Origin of the sequence: Nocardia alni, assembly GCF_019038435.1 — a bacterium.
GTDB lineage: Bacteria > Actinomycetota > Actinomycetes > Mycobacteriales > Mycobacteriaceae > Nocardia > Nocardia alni.
Map to the genome: position 1 here is coordinate 1 of NZ_JAGPOX010000250.1, position 7486 is coordinate 7486.

Here is a 7486-nt window from a genome sequence, read left to right on the forward strand (position 1 = left end):
CTCGGCAAGCTGCCGCCCGTCGGTTCCGGCGGCAGCCGACTCGACGGCGACCGGATACGCCCACCGTCCCCGAACTGGCCCCTGCTGAGCCAACGCAAGGCCCCGATACCTACCCGTCCCGACAAGCCACACCAGCCCCGGCCGCGACGCTCACCCCCACTCGCGCGTGAGCCACCGCCCCGGCTTCCACGGCACCCGACTCGATACCCAGTGCCAGGCTCTAGTCAGCCCGCAACTCCGCGCCAATGGCCTCGCCATCACGACAGGCCGTACCAGCCTCCCGGTCACGACACTCACCCCGCTCACACATGAACCGCCACCCCAGATTCCACAACACGCCGATTCCACGCCAAGGATCCAAGCCGTAGGCAGCCCCATCAGCCGCTCGATGCGAGCCACGACATCGATGTTGACGCCTTTCCACCAGGTCACAACAGCTCCCGGTCACGATGCGACACTCACCCGGCTCACACATGAGCCGCCACCCCAGATTCCACAGCGCCGCGCGGAGATCGACGGCTCGACACGACGGATCCGGACCCAGGCGGGTCCCACCCCGCTGCTCGATGCGAACCACGACGTCAGCGCCGATGCCTGCCACATCCCGGCGAACCGCTTCCAGCTCCGGTCACCGGTCCGCTCATGAGGGGTTGGCGGCTTCCCGGTGCCTCTCCGAGCGGCGGACCTGGGCTCGATTGGAGACAGTCGCTGCTCATCCGGGCCGCGACGTCGGCGATGGCTGCCGAGTACCGACATGCCACGCCGCCGTCCCGGTCGTGATGTAACACTCACCCGGCTCACATATGAGCCGGCACCCCCGATTCGCAGCGCCGCGCGGAGATCGATGGCTCGACACGACGGATTCGGACCCAGGCGGGTCCCACCCGGCTGCTCGATATGAGCCACGGCGTCAGTGCCGATGCCTGCCACATCCCGACCAGCCGCTCCAGCGCCCTCGTCACGATCCGCGCATGAGGGGTTGGTGCGGCTTCAGGGGCGCGATCCGTTCGGCGACGCCACCCGGCCCGCGCTGGACCCCCCGGGGCCTCTTTTGAGCGACGGATCTGGGCTCAGCCTGGTGCACTCGCTGCACATGCGGGCCGCGACGTCGGCGATGGCGACCGCGTACCGACGCGCCGTGCCGTCGTCCGGGTCGTAACGCTCGCGCATGAGCAGTCGAGCGCCGACTCCGTCGCGAGCGGGCACACACGCGCGTAGGAGAGGTCAGCCGATTGCCGATCCTGCGGTGAGGCCGCCGTCGACCACGAACTCGGCGCCGGTACAGTAGCTCGACTCGCGGCTTGCCAGGAATACGACCAGGCCGCTGACCTCCTCCGGGAGTCCTAGGCGGGCCCGGGGGTTCGCGGATCTGTCGATGGGTGGGACCTGGCCTACCGGTACGCCGATCATGGGGGTTGCGATGCCGCCGGGGTGGACGGAATTCACGCGTACGCCGTGTGGGGACAATTCCAGCGCCGCGGACTTGGTCAGGCCGCGCACGCCGAACTTGGACGCGGTGTAGGCGTGCATTCCGGCCACGCCCTGTATGCCCGCGGCGGAGGAAATATTGACCACCGACGACTCGCCCGCGGCCACCAGGGCGTCACGCGCGGCGGTCAGGCCCAGGAAGGGGCCCGTCAGGTTCACCGAAAGCATGCGGTCCCACTGCTTTTCGGTGTATGTGCCGAGCGGTCCGCCGTCCAGCAGGCCCGCGTTGTTGACCAGCACGTCGAGATGGCCGAACGTCTCGACCGCGAGAGCGACGGCGGCGGCCCAGTCGTCCGCGCGGGTCACGTCGAGACGCGTGTACACCGCGCGCTCCCCCAACTCCTGGGCCAGCCCAGCCCCGGCCTCGTCGGCGATATCGGCCACGACCACCGCGGCGTCCTCGGCGACGAAGGCACGCGCATGGCAGGCGCCCATCCCCGAGGCCGCGCCGGTGATCAGCGCGACGCGCCCACTCAATCGTTCTGTCACAGCGATGAACTCCCTATCTGACGAGTGCTGATCTGACGAGTGCGGCCGACTCTGCGGGCCATGTAGTCCCGCGGCACGATTCAGTGAGACCGCACGGGTTGCGACTGGCAGGTAGATAATACGAAATAGATTGGGGTATAAGGCTGTTCGTCCTACCACATGCCGCTCCTGAGACGCATTGACGACTCGAGGCACAGCACGCGGCAGGCAGCACTGTAGATAGCAAGCATTTTTTCCATCTCAGCCGAAACACCTCGGCGCATAGATTCCTCCGCACCGACACGCAGCACCAACGAAGCACACTGAGGGCATGAGTCGCAAACACACAGCGAGTAGCGCCTCAGTTAGTGAGCCGTTGATGAGCACATATTTGTCTCAGCCGAAATAGACCGGCGCACAGGATCATTCGCCCAGTTGCGTATCACCATCGAGGCACACTGAAGGCTCGCAACGGGCAACGGGCAACGGGCAACGGGCAACGGGCAACGGGCAACGGGCAACGGGCAACGGGCAACGGGCAACGGGTGAGTACATCTTCGTCTCATACGAAATATGTTGACTCACAGTGTTATTAGACACATTGTATATCACCGGCGAGGCGCGCTCGAGAGTCGGAGCGCAGCAAGCAGCGCGTGGCGCGGCAGAGGTTGAGTACATACTCGATTCATCCGCAATAGCTTGGCGCACAAGATTATTCACCCTGTTGCGTATCACCGCCGAGACGCGCTGGCGGCTCGAGGCGCAGCACGCAGCGGGTGGTGCTGTAGATGGTGGGCATGCATTCGTTGCAATGGGTGCAGGCTGAGCGGGTGGCGGGGTCGGATTTAATGCGGTGCAAGAGGTCTGGCTCTCGTAGAAGCGCGCGGCCCATGGCGACGAAGTCGAAACCCTCGCTCATCGCGGTGCGCATGGTCTCCAGATTCGTAATGCCGCCCAGCAGGATCAGGGGCATCGCCAGCTCGCGACGGAATTGGCGGGCTCGGTCCAGCAGATAGGCTTCGCGATAGGGGTACTCGCGCAAGAACTTTCCGCCGATCGCGCGAAATCCCCAGCGCGTCGGGATCGGCAGCGTCGCGGCGAAGGACTTGCGGGGCGCGTCGCCGTGGAACAGCAGCATCGGGTTGAGCAGCGAACTGCCCGCGGTAAGTTCGAGTGCGTCCAGCGCGCCGTCCTGTTCGAGCCAGGCCGCCACTTGGAGCGAATCCTCCAGTGCGAGTCCGCCGGGCACCCCGTCGAGCATGTTCAGCTTCGCGGTGATCGCCAGCCGTCCGCCCACCGCCTCGCGCACCGCCCGGGCGATCTCGCGCGACAGGCGGGCGCGGTTCTCCACCGATCCGCCGTACCGGTCGGTGCGGTGGTTGAGCCGGGGGCTCAGGAACGCACTCGCCAGATAGTTGTGGCCGAAGTGGATCTCCACCGCGTCGAATCCGGCCTGCTCGGCCAGGCGGGCCGCATCGGCGTGGGCGGAAACGACTTCCGCGAGCTGCGCCACATCGGGTGACCGGGTGAACCGCATACCCAGCGGGTTGAACATGCGGCCCGGCGCCAGTGCGGGGGCCCGGTTCGAGGCGGCGTTGGCAACGGGACCGGCATGGCCGAGCTGCGCGCTCACCGCCGCACCCTCGGCGTGCACCGCATCGGTGAGCCGCCGCAGTCCGGGCACCGCCTCCGGGCGCATCCACAGCTGATGCCGGTCGGTCCGTCCGCCGGGCGCGACCGCGCAGTAGGCCACGGTCGTCATACCGACCCCACCCGCGGCCATCTCGCGATGAAACGCGATCAGCTCATCGGTGACCAGCGCCTCGGGCGTGCGCCCCTCGAAGGTCGCGGCCTTGATCACCCTGTTACGCAAGGTGATCGGCCCCAGTGCGGCCGGTGTGAATACATCAGGCATATTTCTTCTCCTGCGGAACGGACGAACTCGGCGACAACGCACTCGAGCGTCGTCGTCGCCATGACGGGCACGGTGTGGAATCCATGGCTCTGCGATTCGAACCCAGGTAGCCCCGATGCTCGAGAGACCGATCACCGCGTCGCCCAGCGTGCTCGAAACCGGCGCGGCCAACTGCGAATACACCCCCCGCTCGGCCGACGTGGAGCGGAGAATCATCCGGCCGCGCCCGGCGCCCACATCTCCCGATCACCCAGCTTCTCCTGTGGCACAGGTCAATCCAGCGACCACGAAATCGCGCAGCGTGACAACGGACGCCGACGACGGGTCGTGACCGCGTGATTCAGCGCTGCGCGGCTCACCCCCGCCGAACCGCATGATGATCAGATCGAAGGCCAGCCCCCAGCGCCGACGGCTCTCCGCCTCGTCCAGCCCGGGCAGCATCCCGGCCCAGGTGTCCAGGCGAAACCAGGGCCGCTGCCATATCGCGGGATGACGCCCCAGCACGAACCGCGCCAGCAGCCGCAGATGCAACCGGCCGACCGGATCGGCGGCCAGCTCGACGAACGGCGCGATCACCGCGTCGACCACCTCGCGCACCCCGGCGTCACGCGCGGCCAACTCGTCCAGCCGCGCACCCCACAGCGCGCCGAGCCGATCCTCGAGCAGCGCCGCGACCAGCGCCTCCTTGGAGCCGAAATGGTAATGCACCGCAGCGGGATTCGCGCCCGCCGCGGCACAGATCCCCCGCACGGACACCGCGCTGTATTCCTCGGTGAGCAACAGCCGCTCGGCCGCCGCCAACAACCGCTCGCGGGTATCCGCCGGAGGTCTGGTCTTCGCTGCCACACCCTCAGTGGACCACATTTCAATCACCGATTCAATCACTGATTGAATTCCACCCCGCCAACTCCATACCGCCGACCTGCCAGCTCCACACCACCGAGCCGCCCCGCACCCCATGTCTTTGATCACGCGCGCGGTCCGGCACTACCGCAGGTCGCGGTCCCGCTGGCCGGAATCGGTGCTGTCTCGGCATCTGCGAATGGCCTAGCGTGCGAAGAGGACTGCGAACACGGCGAGGAAGGGCGACGCGGAGCTATGACAGCACTGACGTACGAGAACACGTTGCGCGAGTTGCACACCGACCAGGGCGTGCTGCGATATCACGAAGCCGGCGACGGACCTCCGCTGCTGATGCTGCACGGGTCGGGCCCCGGGGTGTCCGGATGGCGCAACTACCGGGGCAACCTCGCCGTCTTCGCCGAGCATTTCCGCTGCCTGGTGCTGGAATTTCCGGGATTCGGGGTCAGTGATCCGACCGATCAGCATCCGATGGTCGCCGCGCCGGCCTCGGTGCTGCGCTTCCTGAAGGGCCTCGGCCTGGATCAGGTTGCCGTGATCGGCAATTCGATGGGCGGGATCGTGGCGGCGAATCTGGCCATCGCGCAGCCGAATCTGTTCTCGCGCATCGTCACCATCGGCGGCGTGGGCGCCAATGTGCTCAGTCCCGCACCGGGCGAGGGCATCAACCTGCTGATGGATTTCACCGACAACCCCTCGCGCGAGGCGCTGATCGCCTGGCTGCATTCGATGGTGTACGACCGCGCGATCGTCACCGAGGAGATGATCGAGGAACGCTGGGCCCTGGCCACCGAGCCCAAGACCCTGGAATCGGCGCGGCGCATGTACAGCCGCGCGGCCATGACCGCGGGCGCGGCCGCCGCCCGCGCCTCGGATCAGCCCCCGTACTGGGCGATGCTGCACAAGATCGCCGCACCGACCCTCGTCACCTGGGGCCGCGACGACCGGGTGAGCCCGGTGGACATGGCTCTGATCCCCCTGCGCACCCTGCCCCGCGGCGAGATCCACGTGTTCCCGAACTGCGGCCACTGGGTGATGATCGAACAGAAGGCCGCCTGGGAAAGCGCGGTGCTCGCCTTCCTCACGCGAGCCGACTGATCTCCGTGCAGCCGCCAACGATCATGCGACCACCTGACCGCGGACCGACTTACTCTCAACCACCCGCTCGCCCGCGCCGGTCTCGAACAGATGTTGCTCCACCGTGCTGGGGTGATGTGCATGGTGTCGGCGCACTACCGCCGCAGCACGCCACTGCCCGGACAACGAACTCGCCGCACGCATGAAGCTGCTCCCCGGAGCTTGGAACCGATTTTCTCGGTCCAACTTCCAGGGAGCAGTTCAATTCGCGTGCGGCCCGTTCATACGCGAGGTCAATCGGCCGAAATGCGGCGTTGGACCGGCACGCCGATGCGCGGGTGCGCTCAGTCCTCCGCGACCACGACCTGGACGGGGATGTTGCCGCGAGTGGCGTTGGAGTACGGGCAGACCTGGTGGGCGGCGTCGGCCAGCTCCTGGGCCTGCTCGCGAGTCAGGTGCGGCAGGGACACCTCGAGGGTGACCTCGAGCGCGAAGCCGCCCGTGTCGTTCGGGCCGATGCCGACCTTCGCGCCGACCGCGGAATCGTCGATATTCGCCTTGGCCTTGCTGCCGACCAGTCGCAGCGCCGAATGGAAGCACGCCGCGTAGCCCGCGGCGAACAGCTGTTCCGGGTTGGTGCCCTCGCCGCTGCCGCCCATCTCCTTCGGAAACGCCAGTGCCACATCGACTTTGCCGTCGGTGGTGCGCGCGTGGCCGTTGCGGCCGTCGCCGGTGGCCAGGGCCTCGGCAGTGTAGAGAGTCGCCATCTCAGTTCTCCTTCGGAGTGTGGGTGTTCTTCGGGGAGGTCAATGCCCCGCTCAGGCGCCGCAGCAGGGCGCGCAGCGTCCGGAGTTCCTCGTGTGACAGACCCACGGCATCGGCCATCTCGGCCGGGATGCCGCACGCCTGGGCGCGCAGCGCAGCGCCGGACTCGGTGAGGTGGACCTCGACGCGCCGCTCATCGGCCGCCGAACGAGTCCGCACCACCAGTCCCGCCGCCGCGAGCCGCTTGAGCAGCGGCGACAGGGTCCCGGAATCCAAGGCCAGCGCCTCGCACACCTCACCTACGCTGACCGGGCCACGCTCCCACAGCACGAGCATCACCAGGTACTGCGGATAGGTCAGCCCCAACGCCTCCAACTTGGGCCGGTAGGTCGCCGTCATCGCCCGCGAAGCTGCGTACAAGGGAAAACACAGCTGTTCATCGAGAGCGAGCGGATCAGTCACAACCAAAACGGTAGCCCAAAATTAAATTGTACGCAACTGTGTTTTCGCGGATGAGCCCCAGCGCTGATCTGTTGGCATCCCGAAGTTGCTCGAGCGGGTTGTCACCTCGATGGGACCGGCCAGGTCCCGGCGTCGCTCTGTCGGCACCCCAAGTTGCTCGAGCGGGGTTCTCACGTTGGCGTGACGGACGGGTTTCGAGCGCCGCCCGGCCGGCACCCCGAGCTGCTCACGCAGTTCTCACTTCGACGGGACGGGCAGATCCCCAACGTCGCTCGGCCGACATCCCGGTCGCGACGATGACGCACCATATCTTCGAGGCGTCGGATGTACGACGGCCAGCGGCTGAGCCGCTCGCGTGACTGCGCTCGCCGGAATTTCAGGGAGTGCCGTCGCGCGCAAGTTTCTTCCTTGCGGTGACCGGCAGACCCCAGCCCCGCCCAGTCGACACCC

Annotated in this window: 6 protein-coding genes; 1 reads left to right on the forward strand and 5 read right to left on the reverse strand. The window is 67.2% G+C overall.

Annotated elements, in window-relative coordinates; genetic code table 11:
• Positions 1–1224: 1224 nt before the first annotated feature.
• The 3 genes from JZ791_RS42955 to JZ791_RS42965 all read right to left on the reverse strand — a co-directional run bounded on the left by JZ791_RS42955 (position 1225) and on the right by JZ791_RS42965 (position 4735).
• Complete coding sequence (locus tag JZ791_RS42955) at positions 1225–1977, reverse strand: SDR family oxidoreductase (RefSeq protein WP_216903531.1); 753 nt, start codon at positions 1975–1977, stop codon at positions 1225–1227.
• 691 nt (positions 1978–2668) lie between these two features.
• On the reverse strand, positions 2669–3871 hold the full coding sequence (locus JZ791_RS42960) for an NADH:flavin oxidoreductase (protein WP_216903533.1): 1203 nt from the start codon (positions 3869–3871) through the stop codon (positions 2669–2671).
• A 246-nt stretch (positions 3872–4117) separates the two neighbouring features.
• Positions 4118–4735, reverse strand: a complete 618-nt coding sequence (locus tag JZ791_RS42965; protein WP_216903535.1) for a TetR family transcriptional regulator — start codon at positions 4733–4735, stop codon at positions 4118–4120.
• A 234-nt stretch (positions 4736–4969) separates the two neighbouring features.
• Between JZ791_RS42965 and JZ791_RS42970 the strand changes: the two genes are divergently transcribed.
• Positions 4970–5830, forward strand: a complete 861-nt coding sequence (locus tag JZ791_RS42970; protein ID WP_216903537.1) for an alpha/beta fold hydrolase — start codon at positions 4970–4972, stop codon at positions 5828–5830.
• Between the two features lie 323 nt (positions 5831–6153).
• On the opposite strand, the gene JZ791_RS42975 is transcribed toward JZ791_RS42970, so the two are convergent.
• Both JZ791_RS42975 and JZ791_RS42980 read right to left on the reverse strand, forming a co-directional pair.
• Positions 6154–6576: an organic hydroperoxide resistance protein gene (locus JZ791_RS42975; RefSeq protein ID WP_216903539.1), complete on the reverse strand. Its 423-nt coding sequence runs from the start codon at positions 6574–6576 to the stop codon at positions 6154–6156.
• A gap of 1 nt (position 6577) precedes the next feature.
• A complete protein-coding gene (locus JZ791_RS42980) occupies positions 6578–7036 on the reverse strand; it encodes a MarR family winged helix-turn-helix transcriptional regulator (protein ID WP_308163485.1) in 459 nt (152 codons plus the stop codon).
• Between the last annotated feature and the right edge of the window lie 450 nt (positions 7037–7486).

What these genes read in the sequence shown, in the direction of transcription:
- JZ791_RS42970 (WP_216903537.1), top strand. Translation starts at nt 4,970, where the DNA reads ATGACAGCACTGACGTACGAGAACACGTTGCGCGAGTTGCACACCGAC.
- JZ791_RS42965 (WP_216903535.1), bottom strand. Translation starts at nt 4,735, where the DNA reads ATGTGGTCCACTGAGGGTGTGGCAGCGAAGACCAGACCTCCGGCGGAT.
- JZ791_RS42960 (WP_216903533.1), bottom strand. Translation starts at nt 3,871, where the DNA reads ATGCCTGATGTATTCACACCGGCCGCACTGGGGCCGATCACCTTGCGT.
- JZ791_RS42975 (WP_216903539.1), bottom strand. Translation starts at nt 6,576, where the DNA reads ATGGCGACTCTCTACACTGCCGAGGCCCTGGCCACCGGCGACGGCCGC.